28 protein-coding genes are annotated in these 24,896 nt (G+C 64.2%); 17 read left to right on the top strand and 11 right to left on the bottom strand.

Annotated elements, in window-relative coordinates; all coding sequences use genetic code 11:
- Positions 1–6: 6 nt before the first annotated feature.
- The 5 genes from V5734_RS14170 to V5734_RS14150 form a co-directional block, all read right to left on the bottom strand.
- The gene (locus V5734_RS14170) at positions 7–1,026 is read right to left on the bottom strand and encodes an extracellular solute-binding protein (protein WP_347310290.1); all 1,020 of its coding nucleotides are present in this window, start codon (positions 1,024–1,026) and stop codon (positions 7–9) included.
- A gap of 44 nt (positions 1,027–1,070) precedes the next feature.
- A complete protein-coding gene (locus V5734_RS14165; protein WP_347310289.1) occupies positions 1,071–1,874 on the bottom strand; it encodes an ABC transporter permease in 804 nt (267 codons plus the stop codon).
- A complete protein-coding gene (locus V5734_RS14160; protein WP_347310288.1) occupies positions 1,871–2,776 on the bottom strand; it encodes an ABC transporter permease in 906 nt (301 codons plus the stop codon). The genes V5734_RS14165 and V5734_RS14160 overlap by 4 nt, the downstream gene beginning before the upstream one ends.
- Before the next feature lies 1 nt (position 2,777).
- Positions 2,778–3,845 carry an ABC transporter ATP-binding protein gene (locus V5734_RS14155; protein WP_347310287.1) on the bottom strand — a complete coding sequence of 356 codons (1,068 nt, stop codon included), beginning with the start codon at positions 3,843–3,845 and terminating at the stop codon, positions 2,778–2,780.
- 147 nt (positions 3,846–3,992) lie between these two features.
- Positions 3,993–5,456, bottom strand: a complete 1,464-nt coding sequence (locus V5734_RS14150) for an amidase (RefSeq protein ID WP_347310286.1) — start codon at positions 5,454–5,456, stop codon at positions 3,993–3,995.
- A gap of 216 nt (positions 5,457–5,672) precedes the next feature.
- Here V5734_RS14150 and V5734_RS14145 point away from each other — a divergent pair, with 216 nt between their 5' ends.
- The 6 genes from V5734_RS14145 (at position 5,673) to V5734_RS14120 (ending at position 9,525) form a co-directional block, all read left to right on the top strand.
- The gene (locus V5734_RS14145) at positions 5,673–6,302 is read left to right on the top strand and encodes an ATP-dependent Clp protease proteolytic subunit (protein WP_347310285.1); all 630 of its coding nucleotides are present in this window, start codon (positions 5,673–5,675) and stop codon (positions 6,300–6,302) included.
- A 134-nt stretch (positions 6,303–6,436) separates the two neighbouring features.
- A complete protein-coding gene (clpX, locus tag V5734_RS14140) occupies positions 6,437–7,705 on the top strand; it encodes an ATP-dependent Clp protease ATP-binding subunit ClpX (RefSeq protein ID WP_347310284.1) in 1,269 nt (422 codons plus the stop codon).
- Positions 7,706–7,711: 6 nt separating this feature from the next.
- Complete coding sequence (locus V5734_RS14135; protein WP_347310283.1) at positions 7,712–8,254, top strand: hypothetical protein; 543 nt, start codon at positions 7,712–7,714, stop codon at positions 8,252–8,254.
- Between the two features lie 68 nt (positions 8,255–8,322).
- Positions 8,323–8,697: an NADH:ubiquinone oxidoreductase subunit NDUFA12 gene (locus V5734_RS14130; RefSeq protein WP_347310282.1), complete on the top strand. Its 375-nt coding sequence runs from the start codon at positions 8,323–8,325 to the stop codon at positions 8,695–8,697.
- 1 nt (position 8,698) lies between these two features.
- A complete protein-coding gene (mlaD, locus tag V5734_RS14125) occupies positions 8,699–9,169 on the top strand; it encodes an outer membrane lipid asymmetry maintenance protein MlaD (RefSeq protein WP_347310281.1) in 471 nt (156 codons plus the stop codon).
- Positions 9,166–9,525 carry a DUF2155 domain-containing protein gene (locus tag V5734_RS14120; protein ID WP_347310280.1) on the top strand — a complete coding sequence of 120 codons (360 nt, stop codon included), beginning with the start codon at positions 9,166–9,168 and terminating at the stop codon, positions 9,523–9,525. Before mlaD ends, V5734_RS14120 begins: the two co-directional genes overlap by 4 nt.
- On the opposite strand, the gene aat is transcribed toward V5734_RS14120, so the two are convergent.
- Positions 9,489–10,127 (bottom strand): leucyl/phenylalanyl-tRNA--protein transferase, encoded by a 639-nt coding sequence (aat, locus tag V5734_RS14115; RefSeq protein ID WP_347310279.1) that lies wholly within the window; start codon positions 10,125–10,127, stop codon positions 9,489–9,491. The two genes, V5734_RS14120 and aat, sit on opposite strands and share 37 nt — an antisense overlap.
- Before the next feature lie 64 nt (positions 10,128–10,191).
- Between aat and V5734_RS14110 the strand changes: the two genes are divergently transcribed.
- Entirely contained in the window at positions 10,192–10,896 is a 705-nt protein-coding gene (locus V5734_RS14110) for a class I SAM-dependent methyltransferase (protein WP_347310278.1), read from the top strand.
- A gap of 26 nt (positions 10,897–10,922) precedes the next feature.
- Here V5734_RS14110 and accC read toward each other — a convergent pair whose 3' ends face one another.
- Positions 10,923–12,269 (bottom strand): acetyl-CoA carboxylase biotin carboxylase subunit, encoded by a 1,347-nt coding sequence (gene accC / locus V5734_RS14105; RefSeq protein WP_347310277.1) that lies wholly within the window; start codon positions 12,267–12,269, stop codon positions 10,923–10,925.
- Positions 12,270–12,276: 7 nt separating this feature from the next.
- On the bottom strand, positions 12,277–12,771 hold the full coding sequence (gene accB, locus V5734_RS14100; protein ID WP_347310276.1) for an acetyl-CoA carboxylase biotin carboxyl carrier protein: 495 nt from the start codon (positions 12,769–12,771) through the stop codon (positions 12,277–12,279).
- Between the two features lie 194 nt (positions 12,772–12,965).
- On the opposite strand from accB, the gene V5734_RS14095 reads away from it, so the two are divergent.
- Complete coding sequence (locus V5734_RS14095; RefSeq protein ID WP_347310275.1) at positions 12,966–14,300, top strand: NAD(P)-dependent oxidoreductase; 1,335 nt, start codon at positions 12,966–12,968, stop codon at positions 14,298–14,300.
- 94 nt (positions 14,301–14,394) lie between these two features.
- The gene (gene preA, locus V5734_RS14090) at positions 14,395–15,699 is read left to right on the top strand and encodes an NAD-dependent dihydropyrimidine dehydrogenase subunit PreA (RefSeq protein ID WP_347310274.1); all 1,305 of its coding nucleotides are present in this window, start codon (positions 14,395–14,397) and stop codon (positions 15,697–15,699) included.
- 218 nt (positions 15,700–15,917) lie between these two features.
- Here preA and V5734_RS14085 read toward each other — a convergent pair whose 3' ends face one another.
- Entirely contained in the window at positions 15,918–16,541 is a 624-nt protein-coding gene (locus tag V5734_RS14085) for a TetR family transcriptional regulator C-terminal domain-containing protein (RefSeq protein WP_347310273.1), read from the bottom strand.
- A 187-nt stretch (positions 16,542–16,728) separates the two neighbouring features.
- On the opposite strand from V5734_RS14085, the gene V5734_RS14080 reads away from it, so the two are divergent.
- Positions 16,729–17,013, top strand: a complete 285-nt coding sequence (locus V5734_RS14080) for a cupin domain-containing protein (RefSeq protein ID WP_347310272.1) — start codon at positions 16,729–16,731, stop codon at positions 17,011–17,013.
- The gene (locus tag V5734_RS14075; RefSeq protein ID WP_347310271.1) at positions 17,010–17,438 is read left to right on the top strand and encodes an ACT domain-containing protein; all 429 of its coding nucleotides are present in this window, start codon (positions 17,010–17,012) and stop codon (positions 17,436–17,438) included. The genes V5734_RS14080 and V5734_RS14075 overlap by 4 nt, the downstream gene beginning before the upstream one ends.
- A gap of 20 nt (positions 17,439–17,458) precedes the next feature.
- Here V5734_RS14075 and V5734_RS14070 read toward each other — a convergent pair whose 3' ends face one another.
- The gene (locus V5734_RS14070) at positions 17,459–18,379 is read right to left on the bottom strand and encodes a class I SAM-dependent methyltransferase (RefSeq protein WP_347310270.1); all 921 of its coding nucleotides are present in this window, start codon (positions 18,377–18,379) and stop codon (positions 17,459–17,461) included.
- Positions 18,380–18,575: 196 nt separating this feature from the next.
- Here V5734_RS14070 and V5734_RS14065 point away from each other — a divergent pair, with 196 nt between their 5' ends.
- A complete protein-coding gene (locus tag V5734_RS14065) occupies positions 18,576–19,268 on the top strand; it encodes a DUF6639 family protein (protein ID WP_347310269.1) in 693 nt (230 codons plus the stop codon).
- A 36-nt stretch (positions 19,269–19,304) separates the two neighbouring features.
- Here V5734_RS14065 and V5734_RS14060 read toward each other — a convergent pair whose 3' ends face one another.
- The gene (locus V5734_RS14060) at positions 19,305–19,943 is read right to left on the bottom strand and encodes a TetR/AcrR family transcriptional regulator (RefSeq protein ID WP_347310268.1); all 639 of its coding nucleotides are present in this window, start codon (positions 19,941–19,943) and stop codon (positions 19,305–19,307) included.
- A gap of 126 nt (positions 19,944–20,069) precedes the next feature.
- Between V5734_RS14060 and V5734_RS14055 the strand changes: the two genes are divergently transcribed.
- From V5734_RS14055 to V5734_RS14035, 5 genes are read left to right on the top strand one after another with little or no spacing between them, the layout of a single operon-like run.
- Entirely contained in the window at positions 20,070–21,320 is a 1,251-nt protein-coding gene (locus tag V5734_RS14055) for a Zn-dependent hydrolase (protein ID WP_347310267.1), read from the top strand.
- Positions 21,320–22,087, top strand: a complete 768-nt coding sequence (locus tag V5734_RS14050; protein ID WP_347310266.1) for a hypothetical protein — start codon at positions 21,320–21,322, stop codon at positions 22,085–22,087. The genes V5734_RS14055 and V5734_RS14050 overlap by 1 nt, the downstream gene beginning before the upstream one ends.
- 40 nt (positions 22,088–22,127) lie before the next feature.
- Complete coding sequence (gene hydA / locus V5734_RS14045) at positions 22,128–23,582, top strand: dihydropyrimidinase (RefSeq protein ID WP_347310265.1); 1,455 nt, start codon at positions 22,128–22,130, stop codon at positions 23,580–23,582.
- Positions 23,583–23,608: 26 nt separating this feature from the next.
- Entirely contained in the window at positions 23,609–24,070 is a 462-nt protein-coding gene (locus V5734_RS14040; protein WP_347310264.1) for a hypothetical protein, read from the top strand.
- Positions 24,067–24,864 carry an ABC transporter ATP-binding protein gene (locus tag V5734_RS14035; protein WP_347310263.1) on the top strand — a complete coding sequence of 266 codons (798 nt, stop codon included), beginning with the start codon at positions 24,067–24,069 and terminating at the stop codon, positions 24,862–24,864. The genes V5734_RS14040 and V5734_RS14035 overlap by 4 nt, the downstream gene beginning before the upstream one ends.
- Positions 24,865–24,896: the final 32 nt, after the last annotated feature.

The raw sequence follows: 24,896 nt of genomic DNA, 5'->3' as shown, positions 1-24,896 counted from the left end.
ACCCGGTCATTTCTGCAACTCGGTCCAGATCGCGGTGTAGTAGCCCTGCGCCTCGTCCGAGCAGGCGGGCGAGAACTTGCCGGCCGCCTTCAGCTCTTCCGGCACCACGATCTCCGGCGCGGTCTTCATGTCGTCCGGCATGAAGGCCTCCGACCCGGCGATGCCGTTGGCATAGCGCGCGAAGGCGGAGATCAGGGCGGCGTTCTCCGGGTCCATGATGAAGTTCTGGAAGAGCTTGGCGTTCTCGACGTTCTTGGCGTCGGCAAGGACCGCGATCGAATCCATCCACAGCGGATAGCCTTCCTTCGGATAGCCGTAGACCACATTCGGATTGGCCAGCCGCGCCCGGAACGTCGACCCGTTCCAGTTGACCGAGGCCATTACGTCGGACGAGGAGAGTTTCTCGGTCATCCCGTAATCCATCGACAGCCATTTCGGCTTGGCCGCGACCAGCGCGTCGCGGACCTTCTTCAAGGCTTCCTTGTCGGTCGTGCAGGGCTCGGAGCCGACATACATCAGCGCGAGGCTCATCACGTCCTGCATTTCCGGCACGACGTTCACCTTGCCGACAAGCTCCTCGGGCGGGTCCATGAAGATCGCCGAGGTGTTGGGATCACCCGAATAGGCGGTGGTGTTGACGGCGATGCCGGTCGTGCCCCACTGCCACGGCACCGAGTAGTGCCGGCCCGGATCCCAGTCCACATCCACCCATTCGGGCGCCATGTTCTTGAAATTCTCCATCTGGTCGGGCCGCGTCTCCATCAACAGCCCCTTGTTGATGTAGATCTGCATGTAGCTGTGGGTCGGCACGACCATGTCGAAGCCGTGGCCGCCGGCCTCGATCTTGGCCATCGCGGTGTCGTTTGAATCGTAGTCGGTGACCGTCACCTTGACGTCGTATTCCTTTTCGAACTTCGTGATCAGGTCTGGGTTGGTGTAGTTGCCCCAGTTGAAGATGTTGAGCTCGCCCTCGGCCAGCGCCGGTCCGGCGGCGACGAGGAAGGTGGCGCAAAGCAGTCTTTTCATCTTTCTCTCCATGTTGGTTTCGGTCGTCTTCGGTTGGGCGGGGTTCAGCCCCGCTTCTTCGTCAGCAGGAAAAACGCGGTCAGCATCGCCACCGTCAGCACCAGAAGCGCGGTCGAGATCGCGTTCACTTCCGGCGTGATGGCGCGGCGGAGCTGGCCGAGCATGTAGGTCGGCAGCGTCTCCTGACCCGCCGTCTTGACGAATTCGGTGATCACCACGTCGTCGAGCGAGATCACGAAGGCCAGCATGGCACCGGCGAGGATACCGGGCGCCATGAGAGGCAGCGTCACCCGCCGGAAGGTCTGCCAGCGATCGGCATAAAGATCGGCGGCGGCGGTTTCGAGCGTCAGGTCCATCCCTTCCAGCCTGGCGCGGATCGGCAGGTAGGCGAAAGGCACGCAGAAGGCGGAATGGGCGAGGACCAGGTAGCCAAGGCCGGTATAGCCGGTTGCGACCTTGACCCCCGCGAAGAAGATGAGAAGCGCCACGGCCGTCACGATCTCGGGCACCATCAGCGGCTGGTTGATTAGCACGTAAATGAAGGTCTGGCCCTTGAAGGCGCGCGTCCGCGTCGTGCCGAGTGCTGCCATCGTCGCCACCGCAGTCGCGACCAGCGCGGCCGAGACCGCGACGACGAGCGAGCGCACCGTCGCCTCCTGCACCGCGCGGTTCTCCCAGGCCTCGGCGTACCAGCGCAAGGAGAAGCCGCCCCAGACCGCGATCGAGGACGAGCCGTTGAAGCTGTAGGCGACCAGCGTCAGGATCGGCGTGTAGAGCGCCACGAAAGCCATGATCGCGATCGGCGCGAAACCGGGCAGGTCGGTCACGGAAAAGCCGCGTCTCCTCATTCCTTGCCCCCCTTTGTCGACGCGCGGACGTAGAAGAGCAGCGCGACCATCACGATGATCAGGAGCATCATCGACAGGGCCGAGCCGAGGGGCCAGTTGCGTCCCTGGCCGAACTGCAGCTCGATGAAATTGCCGATCATCATCTTCTTGCCGCCGCCGAGGATGCGCGGCGTCACGTAGGCGCCGAGCGAGGGCACGAAGACGAGGATGGAACCCGCGACGATGCCCGGCTTCACGATCGGCAGGATCACCCGGCGCAGCACCTTCCAGCGGCTGGCGTAAAGATCGTAGCCCGCCTCGACCAGACGCAGGTCGAAGCGGTCGATCGCGGCGTAGAGCGGAAGCACCATGAGCGGCAGGTAGACATAGGTCATCCCGATCAGAACCGCGGTATCGGTGTAGATGAGCTGGATCGGAGTCGAGATCAGCCCAAGCTTGATCAGCGCGGTGTTCAGCAGCCCCTCGTTGCGGATCACCTCGTTGATCGCGAAGGTGCGGATGAGGAGATTGGTCCAGAACGGGATGGTGATGAGAAAGAGCCACATCGCCCGCGCCGAGGGCGGCCTCGTTGCGATGAACCAGGCGGTGGGGAAGCCGACGACGAAGGTGATCAGCGTCGTCAGGAACGACAGTTTCACCGAGCGCCAGAAGATCGCCAGATGCGCGTCGGCCCAGCCGAGCGTGTCGTCGAAGATGTCGCGCGTGAGGAAGATGTTCATCCAGGCCTTGGGCGTGAACGACCATTCGACCCCGGAATACTGACCGGGTTCGAGGAACGAGTAGACGAGGACGATCAGAAGCGGCCCCGCCGCGCCGACGGTCAGAAGCACCAGCGCCGGCGCCGAGAGGAGCCAGTTGCGGCGGACCCGGTCGGCTTCGCGTCTCGCCTCGCCCCCCGCCATCTCAGTCCTCCAGAACCTGCACCGCGCCCGGCGCGAAGCTGACGCCGACGACGGCGCCGGGTTTCGGACCGCCCGATCCCTCGGGATCGGTCTGCTGGCGCGCGACAAGCTCGGTGCCGTCGAGAAGCGTCAGGTGCACGTGGCTGTCGGTCCCGAAATAGACCGAGTGGTTGACCGTGGCCGACAGGGCGCCCGCCATGCCTTGCGGCACGAGGCGCAGATGTTCGGGGCGCACGGCGAGCGTCGCCTCGCCCTCGGCGCGGGACTGGTCGAGCCTGATCTCGATCCCGCCGGCCAGATGAGCGGCGCCGCCCCGGATCCGGGCCGGGATGAAATTGGTCTCGCCGATGAAGTCGGCGACGAAACGGTTGGTGGGGTGGGCGTAGATCTCGCGGGGGGAGCCGATCTGCAGGATATGCCCGCCCGACATCACGCCGATCCGGTCGGACATCGTCAGGGCCTCTTCCTGATCGTGGGTGACGAAGATGAAGGTGATACCGGTTTCCAGCTGAAGCCGCTTCAACTCGCTCTGCATCTCCTTGCGGAGTTTCAGGTCGAGCGCGGAAAGCGGCTCGTCCAGCAAAAGGACCTTCGGCTTCGGCGCGAGCGCCCGCGCAAGGGCCACGCGTTGCTGCTGGCCGCCCGAAAGCTGCGACGTCTTGCGCCCCGCCATCGCCTCCAGCTTCACGAGCGCCAGCATCTCCGCCGTGCGCGCGGCCACCTCGGCCTTCGGGCGGCCGAGCATTTCGAGGCCGAAGCCGATATTGTCGGCCACGCTCAGATGCGGAAAGAGCGCGTAGCTTTGAAAGACCGTGTTCACCGGGCGTTTGTTCGGGGGCAGGTCGGTGATGTCCTGACCGTCAAGCAGGATCGTGCCGGAGGTCGGGCTTTCGAAGCCCGCGATCAGGCGCAAGAGCGTGGTCTTGCCACAGCCTGAAGGGCCGAGAAGCGTGAAGAATTCCCCCTGCCGGATCGCGACCGAGACGGAGTCGAGCGCTCGGACCGCCTGCGTGCCCTGGCCAAATTCCTTGACCGCGTTGCGGGCCTCGACGGCATGGGTCTCGGTCATTCTGCAGTCCCTCCCCGGATGGGCGTCAGAATTTGATCAATTGGCGGTGATAGGAGAGCACCTTTGGGAATGGTCGGCGAACGGGACATTTGTTGTCAAACGATTCTTCGAGAAATCCTCCCACTCAGGTGCCCTTTGGGGCCATGATCAAATCCCGCTTGCCTGTGCCGGTGCCCGCCATGCAGCCGCGCGCCGGTTCACCCAGGGGCGGGCCGATTCCAACGCTGCCGATAGTGCAATCAGGTCCTCGTCGGCCCCGAAGCGCGCGGCGAGGTGGATACCGATCGGCAGGCCCTCGGCGTTCCAGTAAAGCGGTAGTGAGGCCGCCGGTTGGCCCGAGGCGTTGAAGGCCGCGCAGAAGGGCGAATAGTCGAAGACCATGCCCGATCCCATGCGGTAGTCGACATAGTCCTTGCCGCCGTGGGAGAAACGCCCGACCTTCGCCGGCGGTTCGGCGAGCGTCGCGGTCAGGAGCATGTCCCAGCGGTCGAACCAGCCTGCCATTTCACGGCCATAGGCGTGGATCTTGCCAACCGCCTCAAGGTAATCCGCGCCGGACAGGGTCGCGGCGTAGGCCATCGCGCTGCGGCTCACCTCCTCCACGTCGTCCGGCGCGAGGTCGCGGCCCGTCGCGGCCAGCGTCTTGCGGATGCCGAGGGCGGTGCCGCAAGCGACGACCGTCGTCCAGGCGCGCATCATGCCCTTGGTGTCTGCGGTTGGCCGGGCCGGTTCGACGCTGTGGCCGAGGCTTTCGAGCAGCCTCGCCGCGTCGAGGACCGCCCCGCGGCAATCGGGGTGGATCGGATCCCCCGTCAGTGTCGTCTCGCAAAGCGCGATCTTCATCCGCCGGGGCGGCCGGGCGATGGCGGCCCGGTATCCCTCGGCAAGCGGCGGCGCCCAGTAGGGCGCGCCGGAATCGGCGCCTTCGCAGGCGTCGAGCAGGACCGCGCTGTCGCGAACCGACCGGGTCAGGAACCCGTCGATCGCCATCCCCGCCCAGCCCTCGCCGGTATAGGGACCGTCCGGCAACCGCGCGCGCGTCGCCTTGAACCCGTAGAGCCCGCAGGACGAGGCCGGGATTCGCACCGAACCGCCGCCATCCGAGCCGTGCGCGGCCGGGGCGATTCCCGCCGCCACGGCCGCGCCCGCCCCCCCGGAGGATCCGCCCGGAGTGCGCGTGAGATCCCACGGGTTGCGCGTCGGCCCGCCATAGACGGCGGATTCGGTCGCGGGGCCGATCCCGCCTTCGGGCGAGGTCGTCCGTCCGAAGGTTACGGATCCGGTCGCGCGAATGCGGTCGTAGATGGCGCTGTCGAGCCTGTAGGTCGTATTGGCGAGCAGCCGGGAGCCATTGTGTGAGGGAAAATCCACTGCTTCGCAGCCGAGATCCTTCAGCAGGAACGGCACCCCGCGCAGAGGCCCCGCGGGCAGGCCCGCCTTGATAGAGGCCCGGGCTTTTTCTTCCTGGACAAGCACGACGGCGTTGAGCGCGGGGTTCCGCTCCGCCACCCGGCGCAACGCTTCGTCGAGGAGTTCCGAAGCCGTCACATCGCCCGCGTCGACCGCCGCCGCCATCGCGGTCGCATCCCAGTCGCCGTATTCCGAAATCATGCCCGCCCCGCCTGCTATTGGGGCAATTAGACACAGCGCGCGGAATTCGGCAATCGGCCGACTGCCCCGCGGCCCGTGTCGCGGGTGCCCGAATATCCGGCCACCCGTCCCTCCGGGCGGCGACCGGCCCTTGCAGCCCCCGGTGCGCGTCTCTAAGACTCGGTCAAGGTTCTGAGCATAAGCATTTCACCCGGGAACAGCGACAGGCGGACGACGATGAAAGACCCCTATGACCTTTACATGAACACCCTCGTGCCGATGGTGGTCGAGCAGACCTCGCGCGGGGAGCGGGCCTACGACATCTATTCGCGCCTCTTGAAGGAGCGGATCATCTTCCTCTCCGGTCCGGTTCACGACGGCATGTCGACGCTGATCTGCGCGCAGCTTCTGTTCCTCGAGGCGGAAAATCCGTCGAAGGAAATCGCCATGTACATCAACTCGCCCGGCGGGGTCGTGACCTCGGGTCTCTCGATCTACGACACGATGCAGTATATCCGGCCGAAGGTCTCGACGCTGGTGATCGGGCAGGCGGCGTCGATGGGATCGCTGCTGCTGACCGCGGGTGAGAAGGGGATGCGCTTCTCTCTCCCGAACAGCCGGATCATGGTGCACCAGCCCTCGGGCGGCTATCAGGGCCAGGCGACGGACATCATGATCCATGCGCAGGAGACCCAGAAGCTCAAGGACCGGCTGAACGATATCTATCACAAGCATACCGGCCAGCCGGTGAAGAAGGTCGAGGCGGCGCTGGAGCGCGACAACTTCATGTCGCCCGAGGATGCCAAGGACTGGGGGCTGATCGACGAGATTCTCGCCGCCCGTCCCGGCGAAGACGCGAAGAAGTGACGGGGCCAGCCCGAATCCGTGATGCCAGGTAGGGTATTTTGGCATTGTGGTGACATGGTGGCTGCCCTAATCTTGTCGGAAAGGGCAGCCACAAAGACGATGAGCGATTTGCGAACAGGCCGCAGAGGGTGACGATGGCGAACAATTCTGGCAGCGACAGCAAAAACACGCTCTACTGCTCTTTCTGCGGAAAGAGCCAGCATGAGGTGCGCAAGCTGATTGCCGGCCCGACGGTCTTCATCTGCGATGAATGCGTCGAGCTTTGCATGGACATCATCCGCGAGGAGACGAAGTCGACCGGGCTGAAATCGACCGACGGCGTGCCGACGCCGCGCGACATCTGCAAGGTGCTGGACGACTACGTGATCGGCCAGGAGCACGCCAAGCGGGTCCTCTCGGTCGCGGTCCACAACCACTACAAGCGCCTGAACCACGCCTCGAAAGCCGCCGATATCGAACTGGCGAAGTCGAACATCCTGCTGATCGGCCCCACGGGCTGCGGCAAGACGCTGCTGGCGCAGACCCTGGCCCGCATCCTCGACGTGCCCTTCACGATGGCCGATGCGACGACACTGACCGAGGCCGGCTATGTGGGCGAGGATGTCGAGAACATCATCCTGAAGCTGCTTCAGGCCTCGGAATACAATGTCGAGCGCGCGCAGCGCGGCATCGTCTACATCGACGAGGTCGACAAGATCACCCGCAAGTCCGACAACCCCTCGATCACCCGCGATGTGTCGGGCGAGGGCGTGCAGCAGGCGCTTCTGAAGATCATGGAGGGCACCGTGGCCTCCGTGCCGCCGCAAGGCGGGCGCAAGCATCCGCAGCAGGAATTCCTGCAGGTCGACACGACCAACATCCTCTTCATCTGCGGCGGCGCCTTCGCCGGGCTCGAAAAGATCATCGCGATGCGCGGCAAGGGTTCGGCCATCGGCTTCGGCGCCGAGGTCAAGGATCCCGATGCCCGCGGCGTCGGCGAGATGTTCACCGAGCTTGAGCCGGAAGACCTTCTGAAATTCGGCCTGATTCCCGAATTCGTCGGCCGCCTGCCGGTGATCGCCACCCTGACCGATCTCGACGAGGCGGCGCTGGTCACGATCCTGACCGAGCCGAAGAACGCGCTCGTCAAGCAGTACCAGCGGCTCTTCGATATCGAGGGGGTGAAGCTGACCTTCACCGCCGACGCGCTGACCGCCATCGCCAAGCGGGCGATCAAGCGCAAGACCGGCGCGCGGGGGCTCAGGTCGATCATGGAGGATATCCTGCTGGATACCATGTTCGAACTGCCCGGCATGACCTCGGTCGATGAGGTCGTGGTGAACGAAGAGGCCGTCGATGCCGGCGCCAAGCCGCTTCTGATTCACGCCGACAGCAAGGCCGAGAAGACCGCGACAGCCGGGTAAGGCCGGGTGATCCTCGAGTGGCTGTTCAGGGCCGGCTTCGTGGCCCTCGCTACCGCCATCTTCTTAACGCTCACCGTGCTCGCATTAATGGGCGTTAGCGAGGGTTGGGACTACGCCAAAGGCCTCTTCGCGAACAAGTCGTACGCCCGTATGGTTTTCGGGGATTTGGTTCCCTACGACGCTGTTCTCGATTCCCAGAAGCATGGCGGGCTGTTCAATCGCTGCACCTCGGTCGTTGTGGAACCTTCCACGGAAGCGCCAGCGACGCCCCCGACCCGGACGGGTCGTCCGTTCAGGGCAAATTTTGGCGGCGAGTGGAAACCTGGGCCTTCACAGTGGCTATTGGCCGAATACGGCACTCCAGTCGTAGATCTCAGCGGGCGCGATCCGATGGTGGGGTGCGCGCAAAAGAACTGGAACGCAAAGATCTACGCGCGCGTTCGAGCTGCTGCGCGCGACGATGGTACATGGTGGACCGAGCATGGCGGCGCGCAACTCTACTCCAAGGCTCATCGCCTTGCTGTCCTCGTCTATTGGCGACCAATGTGAGGCCAACGCCCCCTAGACCTCGCCGGCGCCTGCGCTATAAGGGGGCAACGATGCCCCGGAGGTCGCCCATGGATTTTCTGCTGCGCCTGCTTACTTGGTGGAATGGCCAGACGCTTGGCACTCAGATCTTCACCGCCCGGAAGGGTGTGAAGGTGGGCGAGGATGAGCAGGGCAACACCTTCTACCAGACGCGCGACGGCAAGCGCCGCTGGGTGATCTACAATGGCGAAAGCGAAGCCTCGCGGGTCAGCCCCGACTGGCACGGCTGGCTGCACTTCACCTGGAACGAGCCGCCGACCAAGGCTGCGCTTGCGCACAAGTCCTGGGAAAAGCCGCATCAGGAAAACCTGACCGGCACCGCGATGGCCTACGCGCCCGCGGGCTCAATCCGCCGTGCCGCCCCGGCCGAGCGGCGCGACTATGAGGCGTGGAGCCCGGAATAGGATGGCCGAGAACATCACAGAGGTTCTGACCGGCGCAGGCGTGCTGGCTGCGGCGCTCGGGTTTCTGGTGTTCGCGAGCAACGGCGAAGGTCTGACCCGTACCGCCGACAGCTACGAGCTGACCGCGAGTTTCCGCTCGGTCGAGGGGATTACGGTCGGCACCGATGTCCGGTTGGCGGGCGTGAAGGTCGGTACGGTGACAGAGCTTGCCCTCAACCCCAAGACGTTTTTCGCCGATGCGAAGGTGACGGTGCGCAAGGACGTGGCCGTGCCGGACGACAGCACGATCGTTGTCGCCTCGGAGGGACTTCTCGGCGGCGCCTTCATCGAGATCCTGCCGGGCGGCAGCCCGATGGATCTCGAACCGGGGGCCGAGATCGAGAACACGCAAGGCGCGGTCAGCATGATCGCCCTGATGATGAAGTTCGTCGGCGCCGCTTCCGGCGACAGCACCGATACGGCCGAGCCATGAAGATCGCCCTGGCGTTTGTCCTGGCGCTTTCCGGCGCCGGCATCGCGTCGGCGGAAGAGGTCGCAAGTGCGCCGTCGGCGACCTTGCGCGGCCTCGACAAGGTGTCGGGCGAGACGGTCGATATCGACCTTTCCCGCGGGCAGACGGCGAATTTCGGGCGGCTGGCGGTGACGCTGTCGGATTGCCGCTATCCCGTCGAGGACCCGTCATCCAACGCCTATGCACATCTGACCATCACGGATGCGACGTCGGGCGCCGCGCTCTTCGACGGCTGGATGATCGCGTCGAGTCCGGCCCTGTCGGCCCTCGACGATCCGCGCTACGACCTCTGGGTTCTGCGCTGCAGGAGCAGCTGAGCCGGCGGCGTTTCCGGCACGGTGAAATCGGCGTCCTGTCGCAGGGCCTCCGCCAACCGTTTCCGGTAGTCCGCGCGGGAAATCTCGATCGCGCCGAGCGAGGCGAGATGCGGGGTCAGGAACTGCGTGTCGAACAGCGAAAACCCGCCCTCTGTCAGCCTGTCGATGAGGAAGGCCAGCGCGATCTTGGAAGCGTCGGTGCGGGTGGAAAACATGCTCTCGCCAAAGAACGCCCCGCCAAGGCTGATCCCGAAGACGCCCCCGGTCAGCTCGCCGTCCTGCCAGACTTCGAGCGAATGAGCGTGGCCGATCGCGTGCAACTCGTCGTAAAGGGCCGCGAGTGTCGCGTTGATCCAGGTCTCGGACCGGGACGCGCAGAGGCACACAACCTCTGAAAAGGCCGTGTTTGTTCGAATTTCATAGTTTTCTCGACGGATAGCCTGGGCAAGGGACCGAGAAACGTGGAAATTGTCCAAGGGAAAAATTCCGCGCAACCGCGGGTCCACCCAATGGAGTTCCGCATCCTCGCGCGCGGCCGCCATCGGGAAGATTCCGCGCGCATAGGCGTTGAGCAAGAGATCGGCATTGGTTGTTCTAGACATTCGGGGCGGGAATCTTCATGCACGAGGGGCGTATGCGAGATAGTGTATCTGCATCGGGGCTTATATGGGGTTCTTTGATTTTCTGACGGGTATCGAACGCTATGCGGAGGATGCCCGTTCCGTTGCCCGTCTCAATGAGCGCTATCGGATGCTGATCCGGCCGCTCAGGGCCGAGATCAACGGGGCGCGGGTGCTGGACCTTGCCGCGCATGACGGGCGCTGGGCCTATGCCTTCGCCGCGACCGGCGCGCGCGAGGTGGTGGGGATCGAAGGACGCCAGAGCCTGATCGACCGTTTCGCATGCTTTCCCGAAGGCCGGCCGCGCGACAAGGTCACGCTCAAATGCGGCGACATCTTCGATGGCTTGCGGGCGGAGATCGCAGAAGGCCAGCGCTACGACGTCGTCGGCGTGCTCGGCATCCTCTACCATGTCATGGATCATTTCCTCCTGTTCCGGCTGATCCGGCAGCTTGAGCCGCGTCTGATCATCGTCGACAGCGAGTTTGCGATGGCGCCGAACGCGGTGATCCGGGTCATGCCCGAAGACACGGACAACGAGTTGAACGCGATCCCGAATGAAGAGGGGTTCGCGCGTACGCTGATCGGTGTTCCGAGCCACAAGGCGATGGAGCTGATGGCGGAGGTGCTGGGCTATGATACCGAATGGCTGGACTGGGAGAGGGTTCCGCATGACCGCCGGGGGGCGCTTCCCGACTACTACCGGGAAAAATTCAAGCGTCGCGGCACCTGCCTGATGCGACCGCGCTGAGACCGCACGGCCGCGATCTGCGCGGTTCAGCCGAATTCCTTCGCCAGCCACTTTTCCAGCCAGTGGATCGAGTAGTTCCCAGTCTGGATATCCTCTTCCTGCAAGAGCGCATGGAAGAGCGGGATCGTGGTGTCGACGCCGTCGACAATAAGCTCCGACAGCGCCCGCCTGAGCCGGGCAAGCGCCTCGGGCCGGTCGCGGCCGTGAACGATCAGCTTGCCGATCAGGCTGTCGTAATAGGGCGGGATCGAATAGCCGTCGTAGAGCGCGGAATCCATCCGCACGCCAAGGCCGCCGGGTGCGTGGTACTGGGTGATCTTGCCGGGGCAGGGCGAGAAGCTCGGAAGCTTCTCGGCATTGATCCGCACCTCGATCGCGTGGCCGTTCACTTCGAGCTCGTCCTGGGTGAAGGAGAGAGGATAGCCGTCGGCCACGCGGATCTGCTCGCGTACAAGGTCGACGCCGAAGATCGCCTCGGTCACCGGATGCTCCACCTGAAGCCGTGTGTTCATCTCGATGAAGTAGAATTCACCGTCCTCGTAGAGAAACTCGATGGTGCCGGCACCGATATAGTTGATGCTGGCGATCGCGTCGGCGCAGATCTTGCCGATCTCGGCCCGCTTCTCGGGCGTGATGACCGGGCCTGGCGCTTCTTCGAACACCTTCTGGTGACGGCGTTGCAGCGAACAATCGCGCTCGCCCAGATGCACACCCTTGCCCTTGCCGTCCCCGAAGACCTGGATCTCGATGTGGCGCGGCTTCTGGAGGTACTTCTCCATGTACACTTCGTCGTTGCCAAAGGCGGCCTTGGCCTCGGACCGCGCGGTGCGGAAGGCGATTTCCAGACCTTCCTCGTCCTGCGCGACCTTCATGCCGCGCCCGCCGCCGCCGGCGGTCGCCTTGATAATCACGGGATAGCCGATCTCCTTCGCCACCGTCTTCGCGGTCGCGATGTCCGGCACGCCGCCGTCCGAGCCGGGCACGACCGGAATGCTAAGGTTCTTCGCGGTTTCCTTGGCCGTGATCTTGTCGCCCATGATGCGGATATGCTCCGCCGTCGGGCCGATGAAGGCGATGCCATGATCCTCGAGCGCCTGCACGAAGGTCGCGTTCTCGCTCAGAAAGCCGTAGCCCGGATGAATCGCCTGGGCGCCGGTGATCTCGCAGGCCGAGATGATCGCCGGGATCGACAGGTAGCTTTGCGACGACGGGTTCGGACCGATGCAGACGCTTTCGTCGGCCATGCGCACATGCATCGCATCGGCATCGGCCGTCGAGTGGACGGCAACCGAACGGATACCCATTTCCCGGCAGGCGCGGATGACCCGCAGAGCGATCTCGCCCCGGTTGGCGATCAGGATTTTTTCGAACATCAGGCCCTCACTCGATGATGAGAAGCGGAGCACCGTATTCGACGGGGCTGCCATCCTCGACGAGGATGCGCTTCACCGTCCCGGCGCGCGGGGCCGGGATGTGATTCATGGTCTTCATCGCCTCGATGATCATCACGGTCTGGCCTTCCTTGACCTGGGCGCCGGTCGTCACGAAGGCGTCGGCACCCGGTTCCGGGGAAAGGTAGACGGTCCCGACCATCGGCGAGGTCACGGCGCCGGGATGGCTGGCCGGATCGGCCGCCGCGGCGGCGGCCGGTGCGGACGGGGCGGGGGCCGCGACCGCGGCGGGCGCTGCGGCGGCCATCGGCGCCGGCGCGGCCGGGGCGGCGCTTTGGGCCGCGTATTTGGTCACGCGGACGTTCAGGCTGTCGTTGTCGCCGTATTCCCGCTTCACGCTGAGCTCGGCGAGGCCGTTCTTGTTCAAAAGGTCGGCCAGCGCTTCGATGAAGGCCACGTCACTGTCATGGGAAGGTTTTGTCATCGATATCCTCGATCGGTCCTGTCCGGCGCCCCGTCATTTCCCGCGGGGCCTTGTCGTCTGGCCGCTTATACGCGCTTGGCCGGACGGTGAAAAGCGCCACTTTCCCCGCTCGCTACCCCGATAAAAATTTACCAGTTGATAAAAAAATGATTCGCTGGCAGCCTTTCGGGTAAGAAAAGATCAGGGAGGTCGCCGTGACCAACAGCCAGCTCACTCCGGGCATTGCCGCCGGTCGTCTGGGGGCGGGGGACTATGCGAGGAACTTCTCCGACATCGCGCCGCGTTTCGACCCGCACGAGGCGCGGGTGGCGGCGGACCGCTGTTATTTCTGTCATGACGCGCCCTGCATGACCGCCTGTCCGACGACGATCGACATTCCGCTCTTCATCCGCCAGATCGCGACCGGAACGCCCGAGGCGGCGGCGAAAACCATCTTCTCGCAGAACATTCTCGGCGGCATGTGCGCCCGGGTCTGCCCGACCGAACAGCTCTGTGAAGAGGTCTGCGTGCGCGAGGTGGCCGAAGGCAAGCCGGTCGAGATCGGGCGCTTGCAGCGCTTCGCCACCGACAGCCTGATGGAACAGGGTGTCCATCCCTTTGCGCGGGCGAAACCGACCGGGAAGCGCGTGGCCGTCGTGGGCGCGGGGCCGGCAGGTCTTGCCGCCGCGCACCGGCTGGCGATGAAGGGCCACGACGTCGTGATCCATGACGCGCGCGCCAAGGCCGGGGGGCTCAACGAATACGGCATCGCCAGCTACAAGGCCCCGGACGATTTCGCGCAGGCCGAGGTGGACTGGCTTCTGAAGATCGGCGGGATCCGGGTCGAGCCCGGCAAGAGCCTTGGCGGCGGCCTCACCCTCGACGGTCTGCGGAAGGATCACGACGCGGTGCTCTTGGCGATCGGGCTAGCCGGGGTGAATGCGCTGCGCGCCGACGGCGAAGCGCTTGAAAACGTGCTCGACGCCGTCGATTTCATTGCCGGATTGCGGCAGGAGCCCGACATGTCGAAGTTGCCCATCGGCCGTGATGTCGTCGTTATCGGCGGCGGGATGACGGCGGTCGACGCGGCGGTGCAATCGAAACTTCTCGGCGCCGAGAACGTGACCATCGTCTACCGGCGCGGGCAGGAACGGATGTCGGCCTCGCTTGACGAACAGGAACATGCGACCTCGGTCGGCGTGCGCATCGTCCACCATGCGGCGCCGGTCCGGGTGATCGGGAACGGTGCTGCGACCGAGGTGGAATTCGCCTATACCGAAGACGGGCCGGACGGGCTGAAATTGAAGCGCGAGACGTTCCGGCTGAAGGCTGACCAGGTGATGAAGGCCATCGGCCAGACGCTTGCGGGCGCGCCAGACGGGCTGGAGATCGCGGGAGGCAAGATAGCCGTGACCGGTGCGGGGCGGACAAGCGTTCCCGGCGTCTGGGCGGCGGGCGACTGCGCGAGCGGAGGCGAGGATCTGACCGTCACGGCGGTGGCCGAGGGGCGCGACGCCGCCGAGGATATTCATGCGAGCCTGATCGCCTAGGAACACACCCCGCCCCGGACCCACTCCGGGGCCTCCACCCCGCGCCGGAAGGACCCGGATCAAGTCGGGGACGCGCGCAACAGGAGACCGAGACATGGCCGATCTGACCACCAATTTCATCGGGATCAAGTCCCCCAACCCCTTCTGGCTCGCCTCGGCCCCGCCGACGGACAAGGAATACAACGTCCGCCGCGCCTTCGAGGCCGGGTGGGGCGGCGTCGTCTGGAAGACGCTCGGCTCCGAAGGGCCGCCGATCGTCAACGTCAACGGCCCGCGCTACGGCGCGATCTGGGGGGCGGACCGGCGGCTTCTCGGGCTGAACAACGTCGAACTGATCACCGACCGGCCGCTCGAGGTGAACCTGCGCGAGATCAAGTCGGTGAAGCGCGACTACCCGGACCGGGCGCTTGTGATCAGCCTCATGGTGCCCTGCGACGAGGAAAGCTGGAAGGACATCCTGAAGCGGATCGAGGATACCGGCGCCGACGGGGTGGAACTCAACTTCGGCTGCCCCCACGGGATGAGCGAGCGCGGCATGGGTTCGGCTGTAGGGCAAGTGCCGGAGTATATCGAGATGGTGACGCGCTGGGTGAAGCAGTATTCCCGCACGCCCTGCATCGTGAAGCTCACGCCCAACATCACCGATATCCGCAAACCGGCCGAAGCCGCCAAGCGCGGCGGCGCGGATGCGGTGAGCCTCATCAACACGATCAACTCGATCACCTCCGTGAACCTCGACAGCTTCAGCCCCGAGCCTTCGATCGACGGCAAGGGCGCGCATGGCGGCTACTGCGGACCGGCGGTGAAGCCGATCGCCCTCAGCATGGTGTCGGAAATTGCCCGCGCCGAGGTGACGCGGGGAATGCCGATCTCCGGCATCGGCGGGGTCACGACCTGGCGCGATGCGGCTGAGTTCATGGCGCTTGGCGCGGGCAACGTGCAGGTCTGCACGGCGGCGATGACCTATGGCTTCAAGGTCGTGCAGGAGATGATCTCGGGACTGTCGCAATATCTCGATGAGAAAAGCATGACCTCCACCGCCGACCTCGTGGGTCGTGCGGTGCCGAACGTCACCGATTGGCAATACCTCAACCTCAACTACGTCACCAAGGCCGAGATCGACCAGGACCTCTGCATCAAGTGCGGTCGCTGCTTTGCCGCCTGCGAGGACACCTCGCACCAGGCCATCGCGATGTCGGACGACCGGACCTTCAGCGTCAAGGACGAGGAATGCGTCGCCTGCAACCTTTGCATCGACGTCTGTCCGGTCGAAAACTGTATCACCATGCGACCGCTCGCGAAGGGAGAGGTCGATCCCCGGACCGGCAAGACCGTGGGCGACTACGCGAACTGGACGACCCATCCGAACAACCCCATGGCGGTGAAGGCGGCCGAATAGGCCGTCCGCTCACCCTTCGGTGCCTTGGCAGGCCGGCGACTGGCCGATGTGACCGGGGGCGAACCGAGGGACGGTATCGCATCGAGGCGGACGGCTCGGTCTGCTTGGATTTCGTCAACGGCGCCTCGCGCTGCGACCTGTTTATCCGCAGCGTCGGACGGGTGCTCCTGATCGACGGTAAGGGCGACCGCTATCCGCTGAAACCGGCAGGCTGACGCTCAGGGGGCGAGAAGCTTGCGAAAGAGCGTGTCGAGAAAACCCTGCGCCTCGGCATAGGGATCGTGACCTTCGCCGAGAACCGCGCGCACCTGCACGTCGAAATCCGCGTAGTGCTGGGTCAGGGCCCAGATCGAGAAGATCAGGTGGTGCGGCGGCACATCGGCGATGCGGCCCGCCGTGGTCCAGCGGGTGAGGACGGTGGCCTTCTCGTCCACGAGCGATTTCAGGTCGCCCCGAAGCGCCTCCATCATCCGGGGCGCGCCTTGCAGGACTTCATTCGCGAAAAGCCGGCTTTCGCGCGGATAGTCGCGGCTGAGTTCCAGCTTGCGGCGCATATAGCCGAGGATCTCCTCCACCGGATCGCCCGCCGGATCGAGCGCCCTGAGGGGATCGAGCCAGGCATCCATCAGGGTGGACAGAAGCTCCACATGGATCGCCTCCTTCGAGGGGAAGTAGTAGAGCAGGTTCGGTTTCGACAACCCCGCCACCTCGGCGATCTGGTCAAGCGTCGCGCCGCGGAAGCCGTGTTGGGAAAACACCTCCAGCGCCGCCTCGAGGATGGTCTGCCGGTTCTTCTGCTGAATCCGCGTCAGCGGCCGTTCGGCCGGCTCGTTTTCCTCCACGCGAGATCTCCTCCCCCTGTCTTTTTCTGCTAGCCTGTTCTCGACCGTTTGGTCAAATGGCAATTCCAGGGGCGATCCCTGCGAGGCATGAATTCACGCTTCCTTTCCACGTGAGGGGAACATTATCCGATTGAAAACAAACGGAACGACAGTTTCGGCCAACCGACCATCAAGCAACGGAGACGCCATGCGCCCGACCTGCAAAGCCACGCGTTCCATCGAAGAGCCGCATCTGCGCGCCACCCGGTTCGATTTCGAGCCGGGCGCCGAGACCGGCTGGCACGTTCATGGTGCGGACTATGTCATCGTCGCCGTCACCGATTGCGAGATGCTGCTCGAAGAACCCGGTGGCGGAACGCGTCGGGTCACGGTGCCGGCCGGTACCGCCTATTCCCGCAAGGCCGGGGTGGAGCACAATGTCGTCAATGCCGGTCCGAACGCGATGACCTTCGTCGAGGTCGAACTGCTGTGACGAACCCTCCCCGGCCGATCTCCGACGGCGCCCGCATGATCGTGGAGATGACACCGGAATTACTTCCGGGCGAATACGTCTTCTGCACGATCCCGGCGCCGGATCGGGCTGAGCCGCTGATCCGCGAGGCGCTGGCGATCTTCCGTGAAGAGGAGGGCCTGTCGCTGATCCTTGCCAGGGACCGCGCGGCCGCAGCGGGGGTCGCGACCGATGCGGTCATGCGCTGCATCCGGCTCAACGTCTATTCGGCGCTCGACGGGGTGGGACTGACAGCTGCGGTTGCGGGTGTACTCGCGGAGGCCGGCATCGCCTGCAACATGGTCGCGGCCTTTCACCACGACCATGCCTTCGTTCCCGCAGACCGGGCGGAAGAGGCGGTTGCGCTTCTGGTGGCCTTGCAGAGCGCCGGTACCGCGTCGCACTGATCGGCCGGCCTCTGCAACGATCAGGCCGGTGTGCGGACCGGCTCTGCCGACGAATTCGTGGCCGCCGCGCCGGATTGGGGTCCGGCGCCATGCGCGGTTCCGGCAAGGTCCGGTTTCGACGCCCGGTACATGAGGTAAGCCCGTCGTCCCTCCGCGAAATCCCGATAGATCCACGAGCCGCGTGTACCGGCCCAGAGATGCGCGAAGCGCCTTGTGCCGAAGGGGAAACGCGCCTTGATCTCGCGGTGCCGGCGGTCGTCGTCGTGGTCGAGGCCGCGCAGGATGTTCGACGTTATGTCCCGAAGTTGGGCCTCGGCGAACCCCGCCGCCGCCAGATCGGCACCGACACGCAGGCGCTCGGCCGCCGGATCGGTCCGGGGCGGAGTGAAATCGGTGTAAAGAAAGTGCCCCCCGGGCTTGAGGACCCGGAAAACCTCGGCGAAGAACGCGGCGCGGCTGGGGTAGCAGTGCGAACTTTCGACATTCAGAATAGCGTCGAATTCCGCCGCGTCGAAGGGCAGGTCCATCGCATTGCCGCGCCGGAAGCTCAGCCCCGGTATATCGGCGTAAAGTCGAGTGCAAAAGTCGATCGCGTGTTCCGCCACGTCGCACCCCACCGTCTCCGATGGGCCGCGATACCGGTGTACGTAGGACGCGCCGCCGCCCCGGCCCGATCCGATGTCGAGCACCCGGCGCCCCCTCAGGTCGGCTTGCGCTGCGACAGCGTGATAGAGATGGGCGCAGTAGCGCTCCGCCTCGTCCTCGGGGCGGATCTTCGGCACGTCGCGGTCGCTCTCGAACGCGTAGCCGTAGTTCATGAAACGCAGGTCGGTGGCATCGCGAAACCACCAGCCGATCAATTCGTAGAGGATCCTGGCGCGCGATCCGTGAAAGACCTGCTGTTCGCTCGGTTTTCTGATGGTGAAATGCAAAAGGTTCACTGTCCGGTTTTCTTGAATGGGTCCACGATTGGCGCAAGTGGCCGCGGCGTCAACGTATTCTTTCGTTGTTTCCCGTCCGGCAGCGCGCGGCGCGGTGAACAGGTTTGGGTTGCCGGGGCGGCCGTCCTCGTCGCATCCTGACGCCGGGTGAGTGACTGGACGACGCCGGGATAGGCGGAAGGTGAGGGGGGCGACTATGAAGGGTGCGCTCATTTCTGGCGTTGCGGTGGTATTCGTGCTCTCTGCCGCGGCCATCTGCGGCGCGCTTCGGGCCGACACCGTGGCGTGCGCGGATGCGGTCTTTACCGTCTCGGCCGATAGCGGCGAGGTCGCGGCGGCGGCCTGTGATGCCCTGGTCTCGGCCCGTGCGTCGCTGGCCGAATGCGGGATCGAACCGACGCGGCCGATCTCCGTTTCGATTGTCGATGCCCCGTCGCATCCGCAATTCGGCGTGTGCCTCGGCTACTTCGATGCCCGGAACGACTGTATCGAGGTGGCCGATCCGAAGGGATACGCGGCACTTCTTCCCGAAAGCGATGCCCGGCGCGACCTGCCGGTGGACGTCGTGTTCCGCGGGCTCATTGCGCACGAACTCGCCCACGCGCTGGTCGCGCACAACGCGGATCAGGCGCGGATCGCCCCGGCGGGCCATGAATTCATCGCCAGCGTCTTCGAGATGACCGCCTATGGCGAAGAGGCGCGGGAGGCGCTGCTGGCCGCCGATCCCGTGCGGCCGAAAGGCTCGCGCGACATGGTCAATCCCGGCATATATGCGCTCGCCCCGCGCGTCTTTGCCAACAATGCCTGGCAGCTGTTCCAGGGCGCGGAGGATGGTTGCGCGATGATACGGGACATTCTCGGCGGACAGGTGTCGCTGCCCTTCAAGTGACCGCTTCGCTGCCGCCCCAGGATAGCCGCAGCACCGCTAGGCCGGAAGCGCCGAGATTCCGCGCAGGATGATCGTCTTGACGCTGTCCTTCGCGGCTTTCCACTGCCGGTCCGAAAGCGGCTTGCCGCCGTTCAGCGTCTCGATCTGGTGGCCGAAATCGGCGTAATGCTGGGTCGTCGCCCAGAGCATGTAGAGCAGGTGACGCGGATCGACGGGGGCCATCTTGCCTTCGTCCACCCAGCGCTGGATGACCCCGGCGCGGCCTTCGGTCCAGTCCCTGAGCGTAGTTTCCAGGTAGTCCTGGATGACCGGCGCGCCGTGCATCACCTCCGACGCCCAGACCTTCGATCCGAACGGATGCCGCCGCGAGATTTCCATCTTCGCGTCGATATAGGCGCCGATCCCCTCGACGGGCCCCGGTGCTTTGTCGAAGACTTCGGCCGCGTGCAGCCAGATTTCGAAGATCTGCCGGACGACCTTGCGGTAGAGGTCTTCCTTCGTCGCGAAATAGTAATGCAGGTTGGCCTTCGGCAGCCCCGCCATGTCGGCGATGAGTTGCATCGTCGCCCCCCCGAACCCCGCCTCGGCGAACACTTTTTCGGCAGCCTCCAGGATCACCCGCTCATTTTCCCGGCGGATCGCGTTTCGCTTCGAGATGCGTTCGGGTGCGGTCATCGGCCCCTAGATTATCGTTGACCGGTTGGTCAGGTTGTGGTGCTCTCAACCTTGACCATACGGTCAGAAAACGAGTCGTCGCAAGGGGCAGAAAGACCCCGGGGACGAGACCGACAGGAGGAAGACATGCCCGCACCCGGAGAGAATCTCAGGATCAATTCCGCACGTCTGTGGGAAACCCTCATGGAGATGGCCAAGATCGGCCCCGGCGTGGCGGGCGGCAACAACCGCCAGACGCTGACCGATGACGACGCCAGGGGGCGGGAGCTTTTCAAGTCCTGGTGCGAGGCCGCCGGCATGACGATGGGCGTCGACCAGATGGGCACGATGTTCGCCCGGCGCGAGGGGACGGACCCGGACGCGCTGCCGGTCTACATGGGCTCGCACCTCGACACCCAGCCGACGGGCGGGAAATATGACGGGGTTCTCGGTGTCCTAGGCGCCCTGGAGGTGGTGCGGACGATGAACGACCTTGGGGTCAAGACCAGGCACCCTATCGTGGTCGTCAACTGGACAAACGAGGAGGGGACGCGCTTCGCCCCTGCCATGCTCGCCTCCGGCGTCTTCGCCGGGATGCACGAGCAGGGCTGGGCCTATGACCGCAAGGATGCCGAGGGCAAGGCTTTCGGCGACGAGTTGAAGCGCATCGGCTGGGTCGGCGAGGAAAAGGTCGGCGCCCGCAAGATGCACGCGCTTTTCGAGCTGCATATCGAGCAGGGCCCGATCCTCGAAGCCGAGGGAAGGGATATCGGCGTCGTGACCCACGGGCAGGGCCTCTGGTGGCTGGAAGTGCGGCTGACGGGGAAGGACGCCCATACCGGCTCCACGCCCATGCATATGCGGGTCAATGCCGGGCTCGGTATGGCGCGGATCACGGAAGCCGTGCACGAGATCGCGATGGCGCACCAGCCGAACGCGGTGGGGGCGGTCGGGCAGGCGAACGTCTACCCGAATTCGAGGAACGTCATTCCGGGCAAGGCGGTCTTCACCATCGACATCCGCTCACCCGACATCGCCAAGCTGACCTCGATGCGGGACCAGATCGAGCATGCCGCCCAGCAGATCGCCCGCGACCTCGGCCTCGGGATCGAGATCGAGCCGACGGGGCATTTCGACCCGGTGACCTTCGACCCCGGCTGCGTCGGGGCTGTGCGCTCGGCGGCGGAGCGGCTCGGTTATTCCCACATGAACATCGTCTCGGGCGCCGGCCACGACGCCTGCTGGATCAACCGCGTGGCGCCGACCGCGATGATCATGTGCCCCTGCGTGGACGGGCTTTCGCACAACGAGGCCGAGGAGATCAGCCCGGAATGGGCGGCGGCGGGGACGGATGTGCTGCTGCACGCGGTTCTGGAGACGGCGGAGGTCGTGGGTTGATGATCGAAATCCGCGCACTGATATTGACGTCGCTGTCTGCGCTAACACTTGGATTAGTATTTTTCACAGTCTGGTTTACGAAAAATGAATATCGTGAGCTTGAATCCCGGGTCGCCTACTGGGAAAATCAAAGTTCCCAACACCTAGCAGCATACGAAAGGCAACTGACCGCTCTCGACGAATTCGGTAGTGTTTTGGCGAGCGACGAATTTTCTGAGAAGCTTGATAGGCTGGTCGTAACCTCCGATCCAAATGAGCGGTCGCTTAGGGTTGAAGTAATTGCTGACCAATTGACCGGCTTATACGTCAAGTTTCCAAAAGGCGCGGAATTTGTGGAGCACTTAAATCAGGTGTCAGCAGCGGCAACTGTCGAAGAGCGAGGACAGCTTAAAGAAAGGTTTTTAAAAGACATACATGCAGACTTTGACGAGCCTGTTGTTGAGGCAGAGCCGTACGTTATTGTAGAGAATGATTATTTCAAGCTTTCACTCCCGTTGCTTCTATTTGCCTGTGTAATGTCAGCTGCTATGCTCTGCATTTTCTTTTTGATTGGTCGGCGCAAACAGCAGGTAGAAGACACGAAGCGCGAACTTGAGATGCAGAAACTACAGATTGAATTGGATCAGGCGCGGCATGACATGCGTAGTCTCGCGCTTCGAGATCTACAAAATGATATGAAGCGGTTGCGTCGCGAGACCTCTATAGTAGCTCACAATTCAGCCGTGGAACAATTCAGAGAGTCCGATGTCAAGGATGATGAAGCCTAGGTGTGGCCTCGTTGAGTGTTATTGAAATGGGAGCAAGGACATGACCACAGTCATCAAGAACGGCACCATCGTCACCGCCGATCTGACCTACAAGGCGGATGTGCTGATCGACGGCGGCAAGATCACCCAGATTGGGGAAAACCTCAAGGGTGACAAGGTGCTCGACGCGACCGGCTGCTACGTCATGCCGGGCGGGATCGACCCGCATACGCATCTGGAAATGCCCTTCATGGGCACCTATTCCACCGACGATTTCGAGAGCGGCACCCGCGCGGCCCTCGCCGGCGGCACGACGATGGTCGTCGATTTCGTGCTGCCGGGGCAGGGGCAGGGGCTGATCGACGCCAAGAAGATGTGGCACAACAAGTCCACGCGGGCCAACTGCGACTACTCCTACCACATGGCGGTGACCTGGTGGGGCGAGCAGGTCTTCAACGAGATGAAGGACGTGATCGAGAAGGAGGGGATCACCACCTTCAAGCATTTCATGGCCTACAAGGGCGCGCTCATGGTCAATGACGATGAGATGTATGCCTCGTTCAAGCGGCTCGGCGAACTGGGCGGGATCGCGCTGGTCCATGCCGAGAACGGCGACGTAGTGGCGGAACTGTCGGCCAAGCTTCTGGCCGACGGCAATGCCGGACCCGAAGCCCATGCCTATTCCCGCCCCCCGCAGGTCGAGGGCGAGGCGACGAACCGCGCGATCATGATCGCCGACATGGCGGGCGTGCCGCTTTACGTCGTGCATACGAGCTGCGAGGACGCGCATGAGGCGATCCGCCGGGCGCGGATGCAGGGCAAGCGGGTCTGGGGCGAGCCGCTGATCCAGCACCTGACGCTGGACGAGAGCGAGTATTTCAACCCCGACTGGGACCATGCCGCGCGGCGCGTGATGAGCCCGCCGTTCCGCAACAAGAAGCATCAGGACAGCCTTTGGGCCGGGTTGCAGTCCGGCTCGCTCTCCGTCGTCGCGACCGACCACTGCGCCTTCACAACCGATCAGAAGCGCTTCGGCGTCGGCGATTTCACCAAGATCCCGAACGGGACCGGGGGGCTTGAGGACCGGATGCCGATGCTCTGGACGCATGGGGTGAATACCGGCCGCCTGACGCCCAACGAATTCGTCGCGGTCACCTCAACGAACATCGCCAAGATATTGAATTGCTATCCGAAAAAGGGTGCGGTTCTTGTCGGGGCCGATGCCGATATCGTGGTCTGGGATCCCGAGCGGACGAAGACCATTTCCGCGAAGGCGCAGCAGTCGGCCATCGACTACAACGTCTTCGAGGGCCACGAAGTCAAGGGTCTGCCGCGCTACACGCTGACCCGTGGCATGGTCGCGGTGAACGACGGCACGGTCGAGACCAAGGAGGGCCACGGCGAATTCGTCCGGCGCGCGGCCGGCAACCCGGTCAACACGGCGCTGTCGTCGTGGAAGGAACTGACGAACCCGCGTCCCGTGCAGCGGACGGGCATTCCGGCGAGCGGGGTGTGATGCGAGCGCTTCGGAAGCGGTGGGGAATGGATGAGCAACTCGTCTGGTTGCTGTTTACTGCCGTCTTCTTCACTAATGCTGGCGTTGCAGTCTTGCTCGGCGCCAAGGCCATGTTCCAAAGCCCCGGGGAAATAGGAACCACAATCGTTACCGTTCCCTCGGTAGTCTTCTTTGGTCTCCTATCTGTTCTTATTCTTGCACTGAAGATGCCCTACCTCTTCGTCGGGGCCGTGACCTTCTGGAGTGTATGCTTCCGTTTGCTCACGGCGAGCGGCGTGTCGAGACGTCGAGCGGCCCAGATCGCGGCAGCAGTGACCGGGCTTGGCTTCTTCATCGTACTTTTCGTCTTAAGCTGGGATGAAGCGTGGAGGCAGGACCTTGGTAATTTCCTTTTTCTCGGGGGAATTGCGGCCGTTGCCAGCGGCATGGCGGCGACACTGATCTATCGACGAGAACCGAAATCTGTAGCCGGGCTGGAGCGCGCATGAAGGACACCCTCACCACCGCGCCGGTCATCGAGGCGAAGGGGCTGGGGCTGACCTTCCAGACCAATGACGGGCCGGTCCATGCGCTGAAGGATGTGACCCTGACCATCGGGAAGGGGGAGTTCGTCTCGTTCATCGGGCCGTCGGGTTGCGGCAAGACGACGTTTCTGCGCGCCATCGCGGCGTTGGAGTATCCGACCGAAGGCACGCTGAGCGTCAACGGGATGAGCCCCGATGCCGCCCGGCAGGCGCGGGCCTACGGTTACGTGTTCCAGGCGGCGGGGCTGTATCCGTGGCGGACGATCGCCGGAAACATCAAGCTTCCGCTTGAAATCATGGGGTTTTCCAAGGCGGAACAGGCGGCCCGGGTGGAGCGGGTCCTGGCACTCGTCGACCTTGAAGGGTTCGGCAGGAAGTTTCCCTGGCAGCTTTCGGGCGGCATGCAGCAGCGCGCCTCCATCGCGCGGGCCTTGGCTTTCGACGCAGATATCCTCCTCATGGACGAGCCCTTCGGGGCCTTGGATGAGATCGTGCGCGACCGGCTCAACGAGGAGCTTCTGAAGCTCTGGGCGCGGACGGAGAAGACCATCGGTTTCGTTACCCATTCGATCCCGGAGGCGGTGTATCTGTCCACCAAGATCGTCGTGATGTCGCCCCGGCCGGGGCGGATCACCGACGTCATCGAAAGCACGTTGCCGCGGGAAAGGCCGCTCGATATCCGTGACAGCCCGGAATTCATCGCCATCGCGCACCGGGTGCGCGAGGGGCTGAGGGCGGGGCATGGCGATGAGGTCTGACACCCGTCATCTTCCCGTCGGTCCGGCGTGGT

Source organism: Defluviimonas sp. SAOS-178_SWC (assembly GCF_039830135.1).
Classification (GTDB): Bacteria; Pseudomonadota; Alphaproteobacteria; order Rhodobacterales; family Rhodobacteraceae; genus Albidovulum.
This window is presented reverse-complemented; position numbering and strand designations above follow the sequence as displayed.